This window comes from Rania fehmarnensis (genome assembly GCF_056494185.1).
In genome coordinates this window covers 7262687-7282472 of sequence record NZ_CM151398.1, presented here as the reverse complement: position 1 = coordinate 7282472, position 19786 = coordinate 7262687, and the positions used below count along the sequence as shown (strand labels likewise).

The window sequence follows — 19786 nt, the reverse complement described above, 5'->3', positions numbered from 1 at the left end:
AGTGTCGGTCCATCTCCGACACAGCGAACTCGTTAAGCGTTAGGGGATGGCTTGGGCAATTGCAGCATCGACATCGACACAGCTGCGGTTGCCAGTGGTTGTTGGCTGACCGACACGTCGGGCATGATCGGTTCGACAAAGTTCGGACGGTATGGCTGGCTGGCCATGTCCATAGGATTCAGGAGGGGTTGGGGCGCTAGGGGATTCAGCGAGCTGCTGGCAGGTGCCGGCGAAGCTCCGGTGGCCAGGGCAGGTGAGGAGACTGCCACGGCGCCAGCGGGAACCGCAGAGGCGGGTGTTGTACTAATTGGGACGATGCCGGCGTTATTGGCAATTAAGTTACCGAAGTAGTTGCGGCAAGCATGTTGCAAATAATCCAACCGCAGATCCAACGGTTCATTCATATATGCACAGTAGGCACGAACCTGTACCAGCAAATCGCGCGCATAACAGCGGCGCAGCGGACGTCCCACGCGATAGAACTGTTCCTTGACCAGTTGCTGAACAACCTCCGGACGCCAAGGCAGTCCAAAGGTCTGACACGAACGTCGGAACAACTCCGTGAACTCAGCTTCGCTAGGATTGGTGATCTCAATCTTGAAAGGCACGCGCCGCAAAAACGCTTCGTCCACCAGGTCGTGCGGTTGCAAGTTGGTAGAGAACAGTATGATCTGTTCGAAAGGCACCACGATCTTCTTGCCGGTCGGCAGCGTCAAGAAGTCTTGTCGATTCTCCAGCGGCACAATCCAACGATTGAGCAATTCCTCAGGTGCTACGCGTTGACGACCGAAGTCATCGACCAGCAAGCTACCGCAGTTGCTCTTCAATTGCAGCGGCGCTTCGCAAATGTTGCTGCGAGGATCGTGGCGAATCTCCAGGTTATCCAGCGTCAACTCACCACCGACGACGACCGTGGGACGTTGAATACGTACCCACCGACGATCGAAGTCCTGCATGTGCAAAACGGTTGTATTGTCGACGTTCAAGGAGCCCAGGTGCTGAGGCATGGGCAAATTACGATCAGCCAGTTTGTGGTAAGCCGGATCGAACAATTTAATAATGACACCATCATCGATGATGGCATGCGGTATCCATACGCTTTCGCCGCGCAGGGCGGTGAGGCACTTGGCCAGTGTAGTCTTGCCGTTTCCCGGAGGTCCGTACAAGAAGATGCCGCCATTACCGTTAACAGCCGGGCCTAAAAAGTCGAGCCACTGACGCTCGAAGGTAATGTCCGAAAGAGCCTTGATCAGCTGTTCGCGTCGGATGGGATCAAACTGCGAAGCTTGAGCTTCCACCGAGACGATGTAGTCGGCCAGTGGCACAGGAGCTGGGCCCACGTAAGCGAAAGCTTTGCGATGCTGAATCGCTCGGTTCTGGCCATTTTCGGTCAGGCTGTAATAAAAGTCATTGAGTGGTGCGGAGCGAGCATGCGCCACGATCTGACGCGTACGTAGCGCACCCAGTTGTTGATCGAGTATTCCAAAGGGCAGTCCCAAGCGTTCGGCGATCTTGCGACCACTGGTGGTGCCAACTGCCAAGAGCACCTGGCAGATCAGCGATTCGACTAGCGTTTCGCTGACGCCTGCATCTTCCAAGCTGGTCGGCTCGGGCGGCCAGTATTGATCATCGCTGAGCACGCCGGGTAAGGCGTTACTAGTCAGTGTGGCTGAGTTACGAAGAAGGTTGGATGCGGCTAGATTCATAACTGGTTACTCTGCTTTCCCGCCCCGACGGTGGCTGGAGGCATGGGTTAGTTTCTGAGTGATACAGCCATTTCGGCGGGCGAAACGACAATCCACGCGGCATGATCACACTTCCGTTAAAGTAGGCCGCACATTAAAACTTCTGCCATGCAAAGCCGCTTAGCGCAAATATTTTGCCTAACCGCTGAGCTTGAATACCGGTTCTAACGCGCAGGTAAAGTTTGAGAGCTGCTGGAAGTGGGGACCGGCGCTGCGACAAGAGCATGGAAGTTTCAAGCCGCAGCCACTTCAATCACAAATCTAAAAAATCTCCACCGATTATTGGCTGCAGTACGTTAAGCGTGTCCTACATTACATGAGCGTTTGTAGACACCAAGATTTACTTGCAGCGCGAGATCATTCGTTTCCCGAGAAAACGCCGATCATGCAACCTTCAACACCACTAGTATTGAGCAGCCCGGTTTCTTCAGCAGAAACCCAGCCCAGCGAAGAAGCTGTGTGGATGCTGCTGCGCACCGGTGGCAGCGAAGCAGATCAACGCGAAATCCTGGTCGATCCGGTTCCCTTTTCAGTGGGCCGCCAACCTGGTTGCTGTCTCCAACTAAATTACCGCACAATCTCCGGTCACCATGCTGACTTGCAACTAGATCGCAATCAACTGTGGGTTGTCGACCGCAAGAGTACCAACGGCACTTACGTCAACGGCCGACGGATTACCGAACCGACACCGCTTCGCGAAGAAGACTTGCTGCAGTTCGCCGATGTGGCCATGCGGGTCAAGTGCGATGTGCGGCGAACAACCTGTCATACACTGCAAGAAGATGTATGTGATCAAGCCTTGGCCTTGGTCCAGTTCGATCGCTTAATGGAGAACCGCCTGGTTACTCCGTTCTATCAACCCATTGTCGATATCTTCAGCGGACGAGCTCTAGGCTACGAAGTGTTGGCACGCAGTCGCGTATTTGGTATGGAATCCTGCGCGGCCATGTTCAATGCCGCTGCGCGACTGAATATGGAAGTCGAACTGAGCCGCATGCTGCGCTGGGAAGGAGTTCGTGAAGGCTTGAACCTGCCCGCAGAGGCCATTCTGTTTGTTAACACGCACCCTTTCGAAATCTCTCGCGAAGGTTTGATCGACTCGATGGCTCAAGTACGTCACCTGAGCCAAGACGCCAAGATCATTTTGGAGATTCACGAAGCGGCCGTTACCGATCCCGCCGAAATGCGCACCATGCGCGCTCGCTTGCGAGATTTAAATATCGGTGTGGCCTATGACGACTTTGGTGCCGGCCAAACTCGCTTGAGCGAATTGGTGGAAGCACCACCCGACTACCTGAAGTTCGATATGTCGATGATACGACGCATCGATCAAGCGCCCACTGAACGTCAACGCATGTTGGGTTCGCTGGTCAAAATGGTGCGCGAACTGGGTATTGCGCCGCTGGCCGAAGGTATCGAAACCGCGGCTGAGGCCGGGACGTGCCGAGAACTCGGGTTCTCGACGGCCCAAGGATTCTACTTCGGCGCGCCAGCGCCTCTGCGACAATATTCGCCCATTCCATAAATAGCCAGACGCTTTTCCTTTCGCGGAGCGAAAGGAGACATTGTGGACGTTTTTGTCCATTTATTGCCTAAAAAAATTCTTATGGCGCGCGCTTGCGAAGTTTGCGTTGCAGCGAACGACGATGGATGCCCAGGCGACGAGCCGCTTCCGAGATGTTGCCACCGCAATCGGCCAATACGCGGTGAATGTGTTCCCATTCGGCCTGCGCTAGCGTCGGTACCGGGATCTCCTCTTCGGCTTGAGGAATCTCGATGTCGTTGCCAACCCGAGCAAACGCGTTGAGGATGTCATCGGCATCGGCTGGCTTGGGCAAAAAGTTGGTAGCTCCCAAGCGAATCGCGTCGATGGCAGTAGCAATCGATCCGAATCCCGACAGAATCAAGATCTTGGTATCGGCATGGATCTTTTTCAATTCAGGGATCAAAGCCATGCCGGGCTTGCCAGGCATTCGCAAGTCCAGCACTGCCAGATCGGTTGGCGCCTGACGAAAGACAATCAGTGCCTCGTCGTAGCTGCCAGCCACCGAGACGCGAAAGCCGCGCTCTTGAAATGCTAGAGCGAGTCGATCGCGCAACACAAAGCTGTCGTCGACCAGCATGATGCTCTTGGCTCCCAGTTCGGGAGCTACATTGACGGGTGCGGTCTCAGTCGCATTCATCATTTGGGCCCTTTATAAAAGTGGAGTCACTCATGGAACTCGTGGTCGAGTTCCTGCTTGTGGATGCAGAACGCATTGGGGTAGGAACGTGCATTGAAGTGCCTCGTCCCATAATTATACCCCTCCCCGTGCAGGTTTGCACGGTAAAGTAACCTCGGCCGTAGTTCCATGCCCAGGTTTGCTGGTGTAGGTGAGTTTTCCGCCTAGTCGATTCAAGACGTTTTGAGTCAAGTACAAACCCAGCCCCATGCCGCGACCGGGTTCTTTAGTCGTAAAGAATGGTTGACCAATGCGCTGCAAAACCTCCGGTGTCATGCCATCGCCACGATCGACCACCAAAATGCGCCACTTGTCACCTGCCAGTTCGCCCTTCAATTGAACGTCGGCTCCAGGTTGGCTGGCATCGATAGCATTTTGAACCAGGTTGCGAATGGCTTGAGCCACGGCTTGTATGGGCAGCACGGACAAGGTCGGCTTGGCTTGATCGCTCACACTGACCTGGACGCGCGTCGGCTCTCTTACTCCCAAGATAACTTCCTTGAAAAACTCTTCGACCGTCGTCTCCGTCAAACGTTCGCCCGCCGCATCGCCCGCGGCACTGGCCAATCGATCCAGTATCTGACGACAGTGGTCTAGTTCACTGCGAATGAGCGCGATGTCTTTGCCTACTGAAGGTGGCAACGAGTGTTTCTCAACTGTGCGCGACAGCTCTTTGACAACCACGGCGATCGTGGAAAGCGGCGTCGCCAGTTCGTGTCCAGCACCCGCAGCCAAAGTAGCCAGTCCCTCGAGTTGTCGAGCTCGCAGGCGTTCATCCTCGGCCGCCTGTAACTCCAGCTCGCGCTGCTTCAATTCTCCGGTGAGCATGGTAATGAAATAGGTGATCACACCACCGCAAGTTGCAAACGAGATCAATAGGCCAATGCGGCCAATTGACCAGCGCGACGATGCGCCAGTCCAACTATTTTCCAACGCTGGCAATGGATTGCCGACAAGCATCAGCGTGATCACGCAGATTACTGCACCAATCCACAGCGACCAAGCCCACACAGGCGTCAGAATCACACCGGCTACGGCTATGTTCACAAAGTAGAACAACGCAAAAGGGTTTTGTAGTGAACCGGATAAACCTAACATGCCGGTAAGGGTCAACAGATCGACCAGCATCAGGCAAGCCACCAGATGATAGGTCGGCGAATGTTTATCGTCTTTGCGATGGCGCTTGCTAATCAAGTCCAGCCAGAATGAATACACCGCGTTGGTGGCGGCGGTAAAACCGACCAGCGCTAACAGCGGCCAGATAGGCAAGGTGATGCGCATCAGCCAATGCACACCAGCGATGACACACAATTGCCCAGCGACCGCTACCCAACGCAGGTGTAGCAGCCACACCACCGACTCGAAAGTCGGATGTGGATGAGCAGTCGGACGTGTTAGGTTTGCTGATTCCATGATGCCTGGCTGACTTCTTGTTGTGCTTCGGAGCGCGGTGGTGGCAACATGGTGCGCATCAAATCTACGCACCCCAGCGGACGAGCCGAAGCGAGGACTTCACCAGCCTCAAAGCCAGCGGCATTGCCACTGGCCACCGCCGTTGCACGTACACGTTCCAACACTCGCTGCTTCTCAGGTGGAAACTGCGTCCGGTAGCAAAGTATCGACGCCAGTTTCTTGTCTAACTGATCAGAAATATCGACGGTGATTTGAGAACTAAATCCCATGTCGACCACGGATTCAAAAGCGAGCTGAAAATACAAAGACACCGGGATCGCATGTACCGGCAAGCCTTCGAAGTGCTCGTCCCACTTGGTCAGTCGCGAATAGAAAATGGCCGCTTCGGTAATCAGCATCGCTTGATAATGATCGGGCGAAGCCATCGGAGTTTTGTTGCCAAATCCAATGACGATCTTGGGCTGATAACGGCGAAATTCAGTGGCCAGAGCACAGCGAATCTCAAAGCCATCGAACAAGCGACGATTAGTGAACGGCAGGATCTTGCGTACTGTCACTCCCAACACTTTGGCCGCCTCTTCGGCTTCAGCCACCCGAATCGCCGGATCATCACAGCGTGGTGTGGGCTCGCCATTGGTCAAATCGATAATTCCAACTCGATATCCCTGGCTGGCCAGTTTGGCCAGCGTACCACCGCAGGCGATTTCCACATCGTCTGGATGGGCACCGACGGCAATCACATCTAATTGCTCTGGCGCTGGCGTGCTGGTCAAGGTAATCGTCTTTCCACTAGTCAATTCTGACATTCGATCGCGGACCTCGTTAACAAGAACTGCATGGCAAGACCCTGCGACTAAATTCATCCTAGTCAATTTTGCCGCAGGTGTCTGGTCGTAATACTGACCAAGATACGCGTTCTGACGCCCTGTGACACTCTGTCACCCGAATTCCGGCATTTATAGTTGCTATAAATGATGCAATTGTTTTCTAACCACGTGGGCGCGTCCACGTGCTTAGCAGTGCGTAGGAGGATGGGAACATGTGCCGACTGCTTGTAATCGGGCTGGTAGTGTTGATTGGACATGGTGCGGCCAGGCCGCTTGAGGCTGACGAGCCATGGCGCGACTACTTGCGTCAACGCACCCAGCACATCGAAGCACAATCGCGGCAAGCCATTGAGCAGATCAAACCGGACAACTGGCCAGAGATTCAGTTGCAGTGGCGGGCTGAATTGCAAGAGATGTTGGGCTTGTCGCCATGGCCACAGCGCACAGACCTGGCTGTGCAAACGACCGGCGAGCTCGCGCGCGACGATTATCGAGTTACCAAGTTGTCGTATCAGTCGCGACCCGGTCTCTATGTAACCGCCAATCTCTATCAACCCACCTCGGCTCCGCCTGCGAGCGGTTGGCCAGCTGTGTTGTATGTTTGTGGTCATGCCAACGTGCGCGATCAAGGCAGACTGCTAGGTAACAAGACGGGCTACCATCATCATGGAATCTGGCTGGCGCGTCACGGTCTGGTCTGTCTGACCATTGACACTATTCAACTGGGCGAGATGCATGGCGAACATCATGGCACTTACAAACTTGGCCGCTGGGATTGGATCTCGCGCGGCTTCACACCCGCCGGTGTCGAAGCCTGGAATGCAATTCGCGGCATCGACCTTTTGGAATCATTGCCAAACGTAAACAAGAATCGAATCGGTATCACCGGGCGCAGTGGTGGCGGCGCGTATAGTTGGTTCGCCGCCGCCCTGGATCCGCGCATCGCAGTGGCCGTGCCTGTGGCTGGCATTACCGATTTGCGCAATCATATTGTCGACGATTGCGTAGAAGGTCATTGCGATTGCATGTACTTCATCAATTACTTCGGCTGGGATTACAATCGTTTGGCAGCGCTCATTGCGCCGCGGCCGCTAATGTTGGCCAATAGCGATCACGATACCATTTTCCCGCTCGATGGCGTGATGCGCGTGCATCATGACGTGGCTGATCTGTACGCGCGTTTGGGCGCAGCCAATAAATTTGGTTTGCTGCTGACACCAGGTCCTCATCAAGACACTCAAGAATTACAAGTCGGCGCGTTCCGTTGGTTGCAAACCCATCTAACTGATCAACCACCGTTGGTCGAGCGGGCTGCCAGCAAAGAACTCGAAGCCCGAGATTTGCAAGTCTTCCAACAAGAGACTCCCCTTGATCAACATGTTTCCGACTTGTCCGCGTGGTTCGTGCCGTCAAATACGCCAGAGGTAACTGCCGAGGCCGGAGCGTTGGCCTCGCAGCTGGAAACGCTGCATCCCAGCCCCCTGTCCCATCAGTATCAACAGCAGGAACAAGGCAGCGTCAACCAGCTGAACTATCGGTGGTTTGCACAGCAAACTAGCGACAACGACTCTTGGCGATCGCACATGTTAATGCTCCAGGCTGGTGATTCTGCTGTTGGTGAAAACCAAAGCGTTGCCATTCATGTGGGCGCTTGGATGAAAGAACACATTGAGCCTTCGACCATCGAGACCGTACTCAAGAACGAAGCCGAGTTAGTTAGTCAATTCGCCAATGAGCCAGATAGGCTCCACATTTTCCTATTGCCACGCAGTCAACAACTCTGGTCCGCAGCAGGACTTTCGGTGCGCGAGCGAACACACTTGGAGCGACGGTTCTATTTGTTGGGCGAGTCCACCGAGACGCTAGCGCTAGCGGATATGGTGTCTCAACTAACATGGTTATCTAACCTGGCTCGTAACCCATCAGAAGATGGACTCAAACTGGCACTGCCATCGCAGTGGCAAATCATTGGGCATGGCAGACACGCTCCGCTAGCAGCGCTGGTCGCGCTGCGAGCTAGCGCTAGTGATGTAGCGTTCAAGCAAATCAAGCAGTTAGTCTTGCGCGACTATCCATACGATTGGCGCTTGGCTCCCGTCTTGCCTGGCCTGGCACGCCACCTGTCGCTGCAGAGCCTGATAGAAACTGCTCGCAGCACATTCGATGTTATCGAAAATACGACTCGCAGTCCCAGCGAAGTTGGCGAGGGCTACGACCAAAATCATCAGCTGTTAATCGACACGGCATCATGGCCACAGCAAGCCACTGGGCTGCGACTGGTTGAGCCGCAGGCCAACGGCATTACCGTATGGTGTCGAGCCACACGCTGGATGTTACCCAACTTGGGCGATCAACCCACGGTCGAGTTTGCCGATGAACCTGAGACAAAAGCTAAACAGCGTCGCCATCCGATTCTGCCTCAAGATGGTACGGCCGGTCTGCGCTACGCTGCCCCTGGCGTTTCGGCGGAACTGCGCGTACGCTATCGCCGCACGGGGTCTGAATCATGGTTAGAAACTCCGTGGACACCGGTCACTGCCCAGACCGACTACTCCCATCTATTCCGCTTGAGCGATCTCCAGCCGGACAGCCAATATGAATTGCAAACGCTAACGCGAGCGTTGGGTGACCAGGAAATCAGTTCCACTCAGTCAGCCAGCTTTCGAACATGGCCTTTGCCAGATGCGAGTCGCCATCTGCGCATAGCGATCGGGACTTGCCAAGAGTTTGAAGATCGCGATGGCGAACATGGCATGGATTTGTATCGTACGCTGCTGCATCGAAAGACCGATGTATTTATCCTGGCGGGCGATGTTGTCTATTACGACAAGCTCGCTCGCAGCGCTGCGTTGGCTCATTATCATTGGCAGTGCACTTACTCTTTGCCCACGCATGTCAACTTTCATCGCCAGGTGCCGACGTTCTTTCTGAAAGATGACCACGATACCTACGTCAATGACTCTTGGCCGGGACAATACTTGCCTTGGACGCGCGAGTTTACCTTCGCCGATGGGCAACGCATCTTTCGTGAGCAAACCGGATTACCAGCGATCCCTTATCGTACAGTTCAGTTAGGACGTGACCTCCAACTTTGGCTGATGGAGGGACGCGACTTTCGTGATCCAAATTCCAGCGAAGATGGGCCCGATAAGTCCATCTGGGGTCCGGAGCAACTGACGTGGCTTGAAGATTCGCTGGCACAATCGCAGGCAACCTTCAAGGTTATTGTCTCACCCACGCCGATTGTGGGACCCGATCGCGATAACAAAGGCGACAACCATTCCAATTCAGCCTTCACCGCTGAGGGAAAACACGTACGACAACTGTTGAGTCGATTTGAAAATCTGGTTGTCGTGTGCGGTGACCGGCACTGGCAATACCACAGTCGCGATCCAGCCACTGGGCTTAACGAATTCTCCGTCGGACCGGTGACCAACCGCCATGCTGGTGGCTGGGACCCCGACGACTTCCGCAGCGAGATACACCAGTTCCTGCGCGTGGGCGGCGGCTATTTGGAACTGGAGTTGGACGTCGAGCGCCAACCCGCTCAACTGCGTCTGACACACCGCGATCCTTACGGCGAACAAAAACACGAGTTTGTTTTGAGGAGTAAGGAGTAGTGACCGTCACCTCCCCCGGCGCAGCTGGGGGAGGTCGCAGACAAGGCGTTAGCCGAAGTCTGCGGGAGGGGGCAGAGCACCAGGCAAGACACCTGCGGTACCAATCATCTCTACTGCCAAGACCCCTCCCGAATCTCGCACGGCTCGATTCGACCTCCCCATGCTGCGCATGGAGAGGTGACCGTCCACCTTACACCTTACACCTTATTTCCCCATGCGTTAAGGTTTACGCAAGCCACACTGCAGGCATGCTCGCGTAGAAACTCAACGGCGCCACCCGGCAGATTCGATCTACACCGAAAGCCGAGAGAATTCCGCGCGGACGGACCATTCGCACTATGGTGCATAAACGCTTGCATTTGATACTGAACCTAACTGTCTGCGTGAGCCTCTGCGCGCTCGGCAATCAGTTGGCGTTTGCTCAAGCGGTAAAGTCTGCGCAAGTTAACCAGACCGCAGTCGCCAGTCGTAGTGGGCTAAAGCCTGATCCAGTCCAGGTAGTTGAATTCGAAAAGGTTGCCGAGCAACTGCGGGCGGATGAACCGGTGGTTAGGCTGGCCGGGTTGGATGCAGGACACAGGCTGGAAGCCAATAATTCACACAGGCTGGAAGCCTATGCCACAGACAGGCTGGAAGCCTATGCCACACTTAGTGGGCACCAGGTGGCTTGTCAGGCTGCATGCTGTTTTCCGCTAGCCAAATTGCTCGAGCAACGGGCGGTGACCCTGCTGTTGGAGGCTGAGAAGTGTCGGCGTAGCGATGAAGAGTTAGCCAATCTGCAAGCCGCATTCTTGCGACGCCAGGCGGCCTGGCAACGCGATGTGGCGGCGGCCAATGCGCTGCGTGCCTACTACTCGTGGATCGCCAATCGACGGCAGTTGGAAATTGTCGATGAAGCGCTGCAGTTTCAACAGCAGCAAGTCGCAGTGCAACAGGCGCTTATCGACAAAGGCGTGTCGATTGCCGACCCCACGGAACTCGTGCGTCAGCGGCTGGAACTGTTGGACAAACAAGTGCAGTTGCAAGCTGCCGATGGTCAGCTGGCCTCGGCGCTGTTGCGTTTGACCTGCTGTGCCAGCGATCTGCGGACCGCAGTCGTGGAGGGACTGGATATCCAACCACTGCCGATCGATTGTGATCGCTTGCGAACTTTCGCCCTGGAACATCGCCAGGATTATCAAGCGCTCGTTCAGTTGTGTCAGTGTTTGACCAGCGAAACCGTGCGGGGTGTGGCCAGCATGTTAACACCATTGGTGGGCGCTGGAGTGAACATGCCAACGCTGAAAATGCCGTCGCTGAATTTATTTGAGAAGCTGTCGATTGCGATGCATGGTGACGAACTACTTTCGCAAGTTCGACAAGAGTTGCGACTGGCCGTCCAAGCGTTGCGTTTGCGCATTGAGCAAGATGTCTGCGATAAGTGTGCGGCCCTCCACACGGCTTACGAGCGGGTGGAGATCGCGCAGGCAGTTATTGAGTCATGGAATCAACGCATTGCGGCCCTGGAGCGTTTGGAGCAACTGGGCGATGCACGCGGGGCCGAGATGAGCCTGGCACGCAGCCAACTCTTAACGGCTCGTTCCACGTTGGTAACTCGCCAACTGTCTGCCAAGCTGGCCGAAATCGACTTGGCGGAGGCCGTGGGCCAGCTTTCCCAGCGATGTTGCCAAGGCGAGGCCTGGCTGGTGCGTTAGCTCGTCGGCAGACGGCTACTCCAAGTCCAGTGACGGTCGCTAGTCATCTGGACATCTTCGGCCTGGATGCCGTGTATGGCTACCAGGGCTCGGATTTCTTCCAATGTTAAGGCAGCATGTAATGAGTTGCGAAACATGGCCTGAGCTTCGGGCGTTTCACCGCCGGTGATGCGCTCGACCAGTTCGTCAATTTCTGCTTGCGAGTTCGGACGTGCCAGGTCGCGGAGGAAGATGCGCCCACCGGGGCGCGTCACGCGGACGATCTCAGCGATGGCCGACTGCGGTTCGGGCAAGTGATGAATCAAACTATTCGAGATGACCGTATCAAAAGTCGCGTCATCGATTTTGAGGTCCTTGGCATCGCCATGATGCAATTGGATGCGAAAGTCCATCGAATTGACCGAAACGTTGTAGCGGGCGACATCCAGCATGCTCACCGCCCCATCGCTGGCCAGCACGCGACACTGGGCAACGCGACGACACAACTCGATAGGAATACGGGCTGTACCGGTACCTAGATCGAGAATGTCGTGACCGATATCGCCACCGGAGAGTAGATCATCTACGAAAATTCGATTGACATCCGCATGGTCCATCTGGTCATAGGTGACCGCTTCCTGCGGATCGTCCATCAATTCGGGTTCAAGTTGCCTGGTCAGTGACACTGAAGAATACTTCCAACTCTAGAGTATTGTCTCCTTTTGCTCCGCAAAAGGATCATTGCACTGCTACCGGCTGCTCCGCAAACAGAATTTGATTTGCTACGGCTGCGCCGCAACAGGTCCTTGCCTTTCGCGGAGCAAAAGGAGACAGATGTTTATCGCCGCGACCTGCGTATTATGTCCGAAGTTGGATCCAGTGCAAACACTTGGTCAACTGCGCTCCAGGCTATATTGGCAAGCCCTTCGCCTTCGCCGGCTGCGCGTGTGGCCTGAATTCCTCGTGCGTTAATCGCGTTGACCACTTGCAGGACATCCAGGCCGCTTACGTTTCCGTCGCCGGTGAGGTCGAATGCTAGAACAAGGTCGGTGGTATTGACCGTTGAGACCGCGAGTGTGTTTTGGCGAGACGTGCTATCGGCGGCATTGATGTAGTTGACAATCTGCAAGACGTCCAGACCAGAGATGATGCCATCTCCGTTGAAATCATGAGCGGGGTTGCCTTCGCCAGCGCCCAAACTTCCCACAGTGTTTCCGAGAGTGGCCGCGGTGATGTTTTCGACCTTCAGTCCCCCGGCTTCGCCATACAGCAGGAATTCATAGCCGATGCCAATGGCCGCCGAGATGCTCAGCGAAACTGGCTGGTCGTCTGTGACCCGCACGCGAAAACGCACGACATCCTGCGGTTCCGCCGAGTCGGTCGTAGCATCACCAAAGCCGCCCAGCGTCACGAATCCATTGGCTTTGGGCGTAGCCATGCGTCCATTGATAAAGTCGTTGAGATACTCTGGTTCGCCTACAACGGTCAAGTTGCTGCTGTTGAAAGTCACATCAAAGTAGGCGGCAAAGACGCCTTGAGCAAACGTGCGCTGGTCTTGCGCACTGAGGACGACCCACACCTCGTCGCCCGCCTGCGGTTGGTCAACAACTTGTCCGTTACTATCCTCCAGCCGCGCGAGTATCTTGGCGCGAGCATCGCTGTGTTGCGGCGGAGTGGGAGTTGGGTTGTAAACTTCTATGTTCGCGCGAATGGTGGTGACTGGGCCTCGGTTGTATTGATACTTGACCATGACTGGATGTATCTGGCTGGGCGCATCTGCAGGCACGCTAACGGTCATTTGCCCATCACTGGCGACAAAGGCTGTAATCCCTTGAGGAGCTTCGACCGATACGACAGTGAACAGAGCTGGGTCCCAGCCTGCTAGCAAGTAGAACGTCGAGGTTTCACCCGGCGAAAGTTGTCGATAAAAATAGATGTCCGCCGGTTGGGTAAAGAAGACTTGCCCGACAGAATGCTTCAGATCATTCACCTTCTGTGCGATAACGGAGTTGTTGGTTATCGAGAACAGATGGCCGTCATATACAAACGTGCGGTTAACCGCTTCAGGATAAGCAATGGTCTCAACGGCCCGTAGAGGATCAGCCGCAGTCAGGTCGATCCTTAGAATTGGCTGACGAAATGCATTCGGTGAATTCAGGTCCACCGAATTGACGACCGAGCCCAGCGTCAACAGTCCGGTCTGGGCATCATAGTTGACCGCTAGTGCATCGACCTGGCCCCACAGCGACATCTGAGCATCTGCGCTCACCCAGCGATCGATGACGCGAGGATTAGTCAAATCGCTGGCTTCGTAGAGCGACACCTGCACTCTATTGCCCCAGCTTTCCGATGAATTTGCTTCGTAACCGACTCCAATCCAGTGAGTCTCATCAATCTTCTGGAGATAGGTGGTGAATCCAGGAATCACCAGTTCGCTCAGTTCGCGAGGATTGGTCGGGTCGGAAAGATCGATACCATGTAGCGGATCGAATCCCCAAGGAACTATGGCTATGTTCTCGCCGGTCGTCACTAGGGCACGCTCACCATCGAAGTACGCGCTCAGCAATATTTGCTCGGGTGCAATATTCTCGAGCTTTCCGAGAACTTTCCAGTCGCCCCCCGAATTACCGATAGTGTAGATATCGGCTCCTAAACTGCTGCGCCCCGCTATTCGCAATACGCCATTGTGTTCGTTCATCCAGCGAGAGTTCAGTATCGAAATCGGTACCACGGTACTATCAACTAAACTAACTTCACCGTCGGCAGTCAAGTTGAATTTGTAGATCTCGGTTTCGATTGCAAACGGACGCCCGATCCAACTTTCGTGGGAAAAGTTATTGACCCACAGTTGAGGAACCGCGCCATACAAATAGAGCGTGTCCCCTGTCACGTAGGTGCTGACATCACTGATGCCAATGAGCAGTTCTGTGCCAATCAAGCTTGGTGTCGCAGTGCTGATGTCCAGTCGCACGACGGACGTACGCCATTGCAATTGCTCCGCACCGATAGCCACGTCTTCCCATGTGCCTAAATCCTGGGATGAAGCATCAGTGCCCTTTTGATAATTGGGCAATATGGCTGAATAGATTTGGTCTCGGTTGCGGGCCAAATAAGTGCTGGCTGATTCAAAGCGGTCGATGCCATCGCTGCCTTTCGCGTGAGCAACTTCGGGCAAGATCAGTGCATTAAAACTGTTCGTAACCAGTGCCAGTCGTCCATTGTGCAATCGGGCCGCCACCTGCTGCCCATCAAACTGAAAGCTGGCAATCGACTGCGGTGCAAGTCGGTTGGTGATGTCAAAGATTTCGACCTGCGTACCGCCCAACCATCGCTTGTTTTGTGTGCCGTACAAAGTCTGCTCTATCGTAACGCTGGACAGACGCACCAGCCGATTACCGCTAACAAATAGGCTAGAGCCGTAGGTGCCCTCGATGGTTTTGAGGGCGGACGTCATGTTGGCAGGGTCTCGTACATCCACGACGGCAATACCTTCGCTCGTCGAGATATACAGAAATCCATCGGCTGTCACCTCGAACATATCGCCTTCATCGACCCCGACAGTTTGCACGTTGGTCATGCCAGTTGTGGCAGATGAGGTGTAAGCTAGTGAGTTTGAATCGGCGGACAGGGAACGGAATTGAATGTTCTGTTCGCTGTCGAACATCAAGGGGTAAGCCAGTTGATACCCTCCCCCTACTTCATTCACTGGCTTGTCGAAAACGCCCTGCCAGTACTGAGTTACCAATGTTGCTAGCTTGGCATCCAGTTCGGCTCGTGAGCCGAATTGCTGCAACTGGTTGGATTGGCCATCGGCGGACCATTTTGAGTTGACGTAGGCAGCCAGTCGCTCAGAAGGTGTTTGCTCAATCGCGAAGATTGGCGGAGAGACCATTAAGTCGCCAACAAAAAGCTCGCGTCGTTCGAACGTTTCTAATCGCAAAGCCTGGCGAAGTCCGCGAAGTTTTCTACTCATCATATCACCGAGTCGGGCTAGGGCCGCCTGAGGGAGGAGGCAAACAGCATGGTCCCAAACTACGACTGTTTGGTACGCATTATAACTGAGCGCAGTATGAAATCGGCTCCGTTGCTTCTCTATGGTCGATCGTTCCCGCCTCTGTTACGCGAAAGCCACTGAAAATGCCAGATATCGGTAACCTGACGGTCACGTGCCCACCTCTATTGGGTGGTGTGTTATTCCTCTTCATCCTCAGCCAGACGGATTTTCCCACGCGCAATGTAGCCGGCGCGACGTTTGGCGTAGGCCTGGGAAGTCGGCAATTGGTCTGCCAGCCATTGTTCCAAGTCCTCCGGCGGTGGCTGATTAGGATCGATGCGCTCGACCAAGCGCTCCATAAATATGCGGCACCAGCCACAACCGGTCCCTGCCCCCTGACACTGGCTGAGCAAGCTAGCCCGCCGCACCTTGTGCACGCGAATGTAGTTCATGACCTTACGCCATGAAACATGAAAGCACATACACAGTTCATCGTCAGGTTGCATAGTGATTCTTTGTGATCAGGTGAACGCGCTCACGTGCTTTGAGCCGCATTCCAGATCAGCTCGCGGCCGATGCGACAGGCCATCAGAAAATCTGGGATGTCTAGGGATTCCGAAACGGTATGCACGTCGCGTTGGCCACAGCCCAGCGTGACCGTAGGTATGCCATGGCGGACGAGCCAATTGGCATCTACACCACCATTGGTAACGGCGAGCGTGGCTTGCCCACCGAGCGTCGTGATCGCGCCGATAGCTGAGGTGACGACTGGTGAATCCTCGTCTAGTTTGAATGATTCATAATCGACGCGGCGCGTGACTTCGGCCTGCACGGCGATACCGCTATCGCTTTTGATTTGCGACGCAGCATTCATGAATTCGGTTTCTATGGTTGAAGCAATCGTATCGCGAAACTCGGCGTCGTGACTACGCGCTTCGACGTCGATCTCGACGCGCTCGCAAACGACATTGGTGGCGGCGCCACCTCGAATGACTCCGATGTTGCTGGTGCCCTGGCGTTTGCCTTTGCGCACCAGTCCTAGCCAACCGCCGCGCTGCAGGGCGGCAATGGCCAGCCCGGCGGCGCTGATGGCACTTGCGCCTGCTTGTGGAGCTAACCCGGCATGCGCGGCCAGTCCGTGCAGCACGATCTTTAGCTTTTCACCACCGGTGGCACCGATGGTCAACTTCAACGGACTTCCGCCATCAAAGTTATAGGCCATCGCTACATTGCCAAGCTTGGCAGGGTTGAGACTGCGACTGCCCTGCAGTCCAATTTCTTCTTGCACAAAGAAGCACAACGTAAGTGGCGGCATGGGGCGACCGCTTTCCAGAGATTCGACCAAGGCGATCAACACGGCGGCTACTCCGGCCCGATCATCAGCGCCCAACCCGGTATTCTTGTCAGCCGAACGGATCACCGTCCCTTGCCGTTTGGGTTGGCAGCCCACGCATATCGGCACCGTATCCATGTGAGCCGAGAGCATGATGCGCGGTCGCCCTCGAGAGCCAGAGAGTTTGACAATCAAGTTGCCGATCGCGCCGGGGCGAGGCGTCTTCTTATGAGCCGTGTCGTAGCTGATCGCGCTGGCCGGCACATCGTAACTGCTCAGAAACTCGGTGATCGCTTCCGCGACTTGCGTTTCTTCGCAACTCGTTCCGCGAATGGCCATTAATTCTGTTACCAGCCGGATTGCGCGCGCTTCGTTCATGGTGTTGTAGTCTCCGTGCACATGGACATGTCCATGTGCTCACAGCAAATGCTGTGCTTTGATTTCGAGATACTTGTTTACCAGGGGTGAGGTCATTTCTTCGGGAAATACATCCAGCGCCAAACAGCTATGGGCCTGCATGCGGCGAATGACATGGTGACGCCACAATAGCAGTTGGCTGGCCGCGGCACTGCGATATAGGACACTCTCGTCGGGTGCCGGATTGTCCGCGTACTGAAATAAACTGTGATCGCGCAACAGCACCAGCAGCGGCAGATGGCAACCAATCAAATTGCCCATATAGTTCTGAACCTGGTCAGCGTTCACTTGATCGATGATGTTCGTGACCAACACTACTAAAGAGCGTCGCCGACAATGAGTCGAAAGATACAAGAACGCTTGATCAAAGCGAGATTGCACCAAACGTGGAAACTGATTGAAACCGGCGTGCAGCAGACGATTCATCTGTCGCTTGCCGCCCACGGGCGGTACATAGTTGTGGATATGATCAGAAAAACAGATCAGGCCTACAGAGTCGCCTTGGGCCAGAGCCACATAACTGAGCAGCAGAATAGAGTTCAGCGAGTAGTCGATCAAGCTGAGACCTTCGTATTGATTGGTCATCATGCGTCCGCAGTCGAGCAGGAAGATGATGCGTTGACTTTGATCTGCCTGAAATTGTTTTACCGTTAGCTTCTGGCGTCGAGCCGTACTGCGCCAATCAATGTGTTTGTAGTTATCGTCTTCCTGATAATCTCGCAGACGTTCGAAGTTGTTTTCCTGGCCAGCTCGTCGTGTCTTGCGAACACCGATCAAACTGAGGCGTCCGGTTCTGGCCAGCAAAGCGTATTCGCTGATCTGCTGGATATTTGGATAGACGTGCAATGTTCCAGGAGCAGGCAATTTGCGGGTGCGAGTCCACAATTCAAGTCGACTAAGCAGGCCTAGATACACATGCTCCAGCAGAAACTCGCCGCGTTTGCCGGGCATCAAGCGATGGTGCAGCACGGTCCGTGTACGAGGTTGCAAAGTACACTTGTGCAACGGCGGATCTATAACCAGGCCGTCGGAAGCATCGTCGGTAACCTTTAGTTTCAGCTGCCGCGACCCGCGATAAACCATCGCCAGTTCCACCGGATGCCAGCCACCCAGCGAAGCCACGCGAGCCATCGTGCGCTGGGCATCCAAACTGGCGAGTTTCGGAATGCTGAGTAAATCAACGACCGCCAGTACAACGACGGCAGCATCCAATCCCGCTACCAATATCCACCACCAGGCGGGCATAACCGGCAAGACTAACGTGGCGATCACAGGCAGTGAAAAGACTGCCGCCAAACGCCGCGTAGGAAAGGTCCTAGTCAATAGAATCAACAGCACCAGCGGGACCAATGCCAGTATCATCACCGACCACGGCGTGATACCCAGCTGCTCGAAACTAAAGGCCTCTGGAGCGTTTTCCATTGTGCTTTCTTAAGGAATGCGGCGGCCGAGTCGCCGCTTTGATGTTTGGACAGTCATCGTGTTCAGGTTGATGGACGTAGCACAGGCCAATTGGGCGTGCCTTCTGCCATCCACTCCCAATACTCACGAGCGGGGGACTTCGATACTTCTTACAAGTTGTCGCAGTTGGTCATCGACTTTCAGGCCTTCGACTTCGGCTTCGGCGGTCATGATGACGCGGTGCCGCAGCGCAGGCAGCACAATTTCAACCACGTCGTCGGGGATCGCATAATCGCGACCACGCGCGGCGGCCAAGGTGCGTGCACCTTGCATCAAGGCCAAGCCCGCTCGTGGCGAGGCTCCCAAATGAAACGTGGGCCATTTGCGAGTCTGGCGCACCAACTGGTTGATGTACGTGACCAATTTGGGTTCGACGCGAATGTTGGCGTTCTGGGCAGAGATAGCCAGCAACTCTTCGGGCGAAGTGATCGGTCGCAGTTCGGTCGCCAGTCGTTGGTTCAAGTCGATCATCTGGCTGTGCAGCGTGAGGATGCGTTCTTCTTCTTGTTCGCCGGGATACTCAACTACCACTTTGAACATAAAACGATCCAGTTGAGCTTCAGGCAAATTGTAAGTGCCTTCGCTTTCGATCGGGTTTTGCGTGGCCAGCACCAGAAAGGGTCGTTCCAATTGATGGCTAGTGCCATCGACCGTCACGCGATACTCCTGCATGATCTCCAGCAGAGCGGCGTGAGTTTTTGCAGGCGAGCGATTGATCTCGTCGGCCAGTAGTAGCTGAGTAAATACTGGCCCGGGCCGAAAGCGAAATTCTTGAGTGCGCATATCCAATAGAGGCGCGCCTGTGATATCGCTGGGCATCAAGTCGGCAGTAAATTGAATACGGCCAAAGCGGCATCCCAGGATCGTGCCCAGCGAACGCACAAAGAGAGTCTTGCCCATCCCCGGCAAACTCTCAATCAAGATATGGCCGCCGGACATCAAGGCCACGAGGGTCGTGAGCACCAGTTCTTCTTGCCCAATAAAAATCTTGTGAAGCTCTTGAGAAACGGTTTCGAACACTTCTTTGGTGGATCGCATCGGTGCCTGTTCTACGAGCAAGAGATTGCGCTGATTGAAAAAT

At 54.9% G+C, this 19786-nt stretch carries 13 protein-coding genes; 3 read left to right on the top strand and 10 right to left on the bottom strand.

Annotated features, from left to right (window positions below; translation table 11 throughout):
• Positions 1–32 precede the first annotated feature (32 nt).
• Positions 33–1706 (bottom strand): DUF8689 domain-containing protein, encoded by a 1674-nt coding sequence (locus SH573x_RS24735; protein WP_479350682.1) that lies wholly within the window; start codon positions 1704–1706, stop codon positions 33–35.
• A gap of 424 nt (positions 1707–2130) precedes the next feature.
• Between SH573x_RS24735 and SH573x_RS24730 the strand changes: the two genes are divergently transcribed.
• Positions 2131–3270 carry an EAL domain-containing protein gene (locus SH573x_RS24730; RefSeq protein WP_479350681.1) on the top strand — a complete coding sequence of 380 codons (1140 nt, stop codon included), beginning with the start codon at positions 2131–2133 and terminating at the stop codon, positions 3268–3270.
• Between the two features lie 79 nt (positions 3271–3349).
• Here SH573x_RS24730 and SH573x_RS24725 read toward each other — a convergent pair whose 3' ends face one another.
• From SH573x_RS24725 to SH573x_RS24715, 3 genes are all read right to left on the bottom strand, one after another.
• Positions 3350–3931 carry a response regulator transcription factor gene (locus SH573x_RS24725; RefSeq protein ID WP_479350679.1) on the bottom strand — a complete coding sequence of 194 codons (582 nt, stop codon included), beginning with the start codon at positions 3929–3931 and terminating at the stop codon, positions 3350–3352.
• Between the two features lie 111 nt (positions 3932–4042).
• A complete protein-coding gene (locus tag SH573x_RS24720; RefSeq protein ID WP_479350677.1) occupies positions 4043–5380 on the bottom strand; it encodes an ATP-binding protein in 1338 nt (445 codons plus the stop codon).
• The gene (locus SH573x_RS24715) at positions 5362–6186 is read right to left on the bottom strand and encodes a PIG-L family deacetylase (protein ID WP_479350675.1); all 825 of its coding nucleotides are present in this window, start codon (positions 6184–6186) and stop codon (positions 5362–5364) included. The genes SH573x_RS24720 and SH573x_RS24715 overlap by 19 nt, the downstream gene beginning before the upstream one ends.
• Positions 6187–6419: 233 nt before the next feature.
• On the opposite strand from SH573x_RS24715, the gene SH573x_RS24710 reads away from it, so the two are divergent.
• Positions 6420–9827 (top strand): alkaline phosphatase D family protein, encoded by a 3408-nt coding sequence (locus SH573x_RS24710; RefSeq protein WP_479350673.1) that lies wholly within the window; start codon positions 6420–6422, stop codon positions 9825–9827.
• A gap of 338 nt (positions 9828–10165) precedes the next feature.
• Positions 10166–11521 (top strand): TolC family protein, encoded by a 1356-nt coding sequence (locus tag SH573x_RS24705; protein WP_479350672.1) that lies wholly within the window; start codon positions 10166–10168, stop codon positions 11519–11521.
• Here SH573x_RS24705 and SH573x_RS24700 read toward each other — a convergent pair.
• The 6 genes from SH573x_RS24700 to SH573x_RS24675 all read right to left on the bottom strand — a co-directional run bounded on the left by SH573x_RS24700 (position 11518) and on the right by SH573x_RS24675 (position 19764).
• A complete protein-coding gene (locus tag SH573x_RS24700; protein ID WP_479350670.1) occupies positions 11518–12186 on the bottom strand; it encodes a class I SAM-dependent methyltransferase in 669 nt (222 codons plus the stop codon). The genes SH573x_RS24705 and SH573x_RS24700 overlap by 4 nt on opposite strands.
• Before the next feature lie 152 nt (positions 12187–12338).
• Positions 12339–15476: a beta-propeller domain-containing protein gene (locus tag SH573x_RS24695; RefSeq protein ID WP_479350669.1), complete on the bottom strand. Its 3138-nt coding sequence runs from the start codon at positions 15474–15476 to the stop codon at positions 12339–12341.
• A 215-nt stretch (positions 15477–15691) separates the two neighbouring features.
• Positions 15692–16000 carry a (2Fe-2S)-binding protein gene (locus tag SH573x_RS24690; protein ID WP_479350667.1) on the bottom strand — a complete coding sequence of 103 codons (309 nt, stop codon included), beginning with the start codon at positions 15998–16000 and terminating at the stop codon, positions 15692–15694.
• Positions 16001–16029: 29 nt separating this feature from the next.
• Entirely contained in the window at positions 16030–17205 is a 1176-nt protein-coding gene (locus SH573x_RS24685) for a M20/M25/M40 family metallo-hydrolase (protein WP_479350666.1), read from the bottom strand.
• 39 nt (positions 17206–17244) lie between these two features.
• Entirely contained in the window at positions 17245–18666 is a 1422-nt protein-coding gene (locus SH573x_RS24680) for a DUF58 domain-containing protein (protein WP_479350665.1), read from the bottom strand.
• A 123-nt stretch (positions 18667–18789) separates the two neighbouring features.
• Positions 18790–19764 (bottom strand): AAA family ATPase, encoded by a 975-nt coding sequence (locus tag SH573x_RS24675; RefSeq protein ID WP_479350663.1) that lies wholly within the window; start codon positions 19762–19764, stop codon positions 18790–18792.
• Positions 19765–19786 lie beyond the last annotated feature (22 nt).

Excerpts from the sequence above, each read along its gene's own strand:
- SH573x_RS24735 (WP_479350682.1), bottom strand. The coding sequence starts at position 1,706 with ATGAATCTAGCCGCATCCAACCTTCTTCGTAACTCAGCCACACTGACT.
- SH573x_RS24730 (WP_479350681.1), top strand. The coding sequence starts at position 2,131 with ATGCAACCTTCAACACCACTAGTATTGAGCAGCCCGGTTTCTTCAGCA.
- SH573x_RS24725 (WP_479350679.1), bottom strand. The coding sequence starts at position 3,931 with ATGATGAATGCGACTGAGACCGCACCCGTCAATGTAGCTCCCGAACTG.
- SH573x_RS24720 (WP_479350677.1), bottom strand. The coding sequence starts at position 5,380 with ATGGAATCAGCAAACCTAACACGTCCGACTGCTCATCCACATCCGACT.
- SH573x_RS24715 (WP_479350675.1), bottom strand. The coding sequence starts at position 6,186 with ATGTCAGAATTGACTAGTGGAAAGACGATTACCTTGACCAGCACGCCA.
- SH573x_RS24710 (WP_479350673.1), top strand. The coding sequence starts at position 6,420 with ATGTGCCGACTGCTTGTAATCGGGCTGGTAGTGTTGATTGGACATGGT.
- SH573x_RS24705 (WP_479350672.1), top strand. The coding sequence starts at position 10,166 with ATGGTGCATAAACGCTTGCATTTGATACTGAACCTAACTGTCTGCGTG.
- SH573x_RS24695 (WP_479350669.1), bottom strand. The coding sequence starts at position 15,476 with ATGATGAGTAGAAAACTTCGCGGACTTCGCCAGGCTTTGCGATTAGAA.
- SH573x_RS24690 (WP_479350667.1), bottom strand. The coding sequence starts at position 16,000 with ATGCAACCTGACGATGAACTGTGTATGTGCTTTCATGTTTCATGGCGT.
- SH573x_RS24685 (WP_479350666.1), bottom strand. The coding sequence starts at position 17,205 with ATGAACGAAGCGCGCGCAATCCGGCTGGTAACAGAATTAATGGCCATT.
- SH573x_RS24680 (WP_479350665.1), bottom strand. The coding sequence starts at position 18,666 with ATGGAAAACGCTCCAGAGGCCTTTAGTTTCGAGCAGCTGGGTATCACG.